Raw genomic sequence first — 1,423 nt, forward strand, 5'->3', positions numbered from 1 at the left:
AGCCGAATCCCCTGGCTCGGCATCCACACGCACGGCGGCACGGTGGCGGGCCGGATGCTGATCCCGCTGCTGCCCACCCGCATCGGCCCCAAGCGCTTCCGTCAGGTCATCGACGGCCTGATGCGTTCGGGCAACGCCTTCTTCGTCGAGAAAAACGGTCGCGTCCTGCTGATGGCCGAGAACATCCGGGAGAACGCCGCGCCACTTGCGCGCTTCAAGCGCGCCGAGCGCGAGCGCTCCGGCGCCAAGCGCCTGCAGCGCGGCCAGGAGATTCCGATCGCCGTGCTGGTGCGTCGGGTGGATCTGAAGCGGCGCTTGGACCTCGCCGCCGGGGTGCAACGGGCGCTGCCGGCGCTGGCGCGGGCGATTCAACGGGAACTGGACGACATGCTGCGCTGACAGAGTTGTCTACTCTGACCAGGGATCAAGCACCACCAAATCCGGGTGCTGAAAATCCTTGAGGTTGCGCGTGATCAGCGTCAGTCCATGGGTCAAAGCCGTGGCTGCCAGCAGACTATCGATGGCAGGCAAGGGGCGGCCAGCCTGCGCCACCAAGCGGCCCCATCGATCAGCGACCTTGGAATCAACCGCAAGAATCCGGCCCGCGAAAAACATCGGCAACTCGGCTTCCAGCCAATCAAGCAGCGCCAGTTTACGGGGCGTTTCTGGCAGTGCGTCGATGCCTTTGCGTAGCTCACCAAGCGTCAGCACGCTCAAGTACAGGGTGCTGGCCGGGCGCTTGGCAAACCACTGAGCGACCTTGGCGTCCGGCTCACGCTTGCGCAGTTCTGACAGCACATTGGTGTCGATCAGGTAGCTCAAATCGACACCTCACGGGTGAGGCTGGCATCGCGCGTGAGGTCTATGTCATCGCTGCCGAACAACGGGGAACGGCGCATGAATTCAACCAGCGAATGCCCGGTACCGGTCAACCGTTCGTATTCGGCCTTCGATAGCACGACGGCCACAACCCTTCCATGCCAAGTGATCTCCTGTGGGCCGGCGCTTTCCGTGTCCCGCACGAGTTCAGACAAGTGGGCTTTGGCCTCTTGAATTTGCCAAGTGCGCATAGCGGCCTCCGAATCTAACCAGTCTGGTCAGATTCTAGCGCAGGCGTCAGGGGATACCAAGTCATGGCAAACAACCGCGCCCAGATCCTCATCCGCGCCGTCGACGAGACGCGCGCGGCCTTCGACTCGATCAAGCGGGGCTTGGGTGGGCTGGCCGACGCCGCCCGCAGCGTCAACGGCGTGCTGGCCGGGCTCGGCGTTGCCTTGTCGGCGGCGGGCTTGGCCGCGATGGTGAAGTCGGCGCTGGATTCGGCCGATGCCCTCAACAAGCTCTCGCAGCGCGTGGGCATCACGGTGGAGTCGCTCTCTACCCTGGTGCCGGCGGCGGAACTGTCCGGTGTCTCGGCGCAGAC

General features: G+C 64.4%; 3 protein-coding genes and 1 pseudogene. 2 read left to right on the forward strand and 2 right to left on the reverse strand.

Annotated elements, in window-relative coordinates; translation table 11 throughout:
- On the forward strand, nucleotides 1-399 hold a 399-nt coding region (locus F615_RS0117370), incomplete at its 5' end, for a DUF6441 family protein (protein ID WP_019562408.1).
- 9 nt (nucleotides 400-408) lie between these two features.
- Here the strand turns inward: F615_RS0117370 and F615_RS0117375 are convergent.
- Entirely contained in the window at nucleotides 409-822 is a 414-nt protein-coding gene (locus tag F615_RS0117375; RefSeq protein WP_019562409.1) for a type II toxin-antitoxin system VapC family toxin, read from the reverse strand.
- Nucleotides 819-1,070 carry a type II toxin-antitoxin system Phd/YefM family antitoxin gene (locus F615_RS0117380; protein WP_019562410.1) on the reverse strand — a complete coding sequence of 84 codons (252 nt, stop codon included), beginning with the start codon at nucleotides 1,068-1,070 and terminating at the stop codon, nucleotides 819-821. Before F615_RS0117380 ends, F615_RS0117375 begins: the two co-directional genes overlap by 4 nt.
- Before the next feature lie 63 nt (nucleotides 1,071-1,133).
- Here F615_RS0117380 and F615_RS0117385 point away from each other — a divergent pair.
- Nucleotides 1,134-1,423: pseudogene (locus F615_RS0117385) on the forward strand (phage tail protein); the annotation flags it as partial.

Origin of the sequence: Caldimonas manganoxidans ATCC BAA-369, assembly GCF_000381125.1 — a bacterium.
Lineage (GTDB): Bacteria > Pseudomonadota > Gammaproteobacteria > Burkholderiales > Burkholderiaceae_C > Caldimonas > Caldimonas manganoxidans.

Bases quoted from the DNA above. Each gene is read 5' to 3' on its own strand.
- F615_RS0117380 (WP_019562410.1), bottom strand. From the start codon at position 1,070: ATGCGCACTTGGCAAATTCAAGAGGCCAAAGCCCACTTGTCTGAACTC.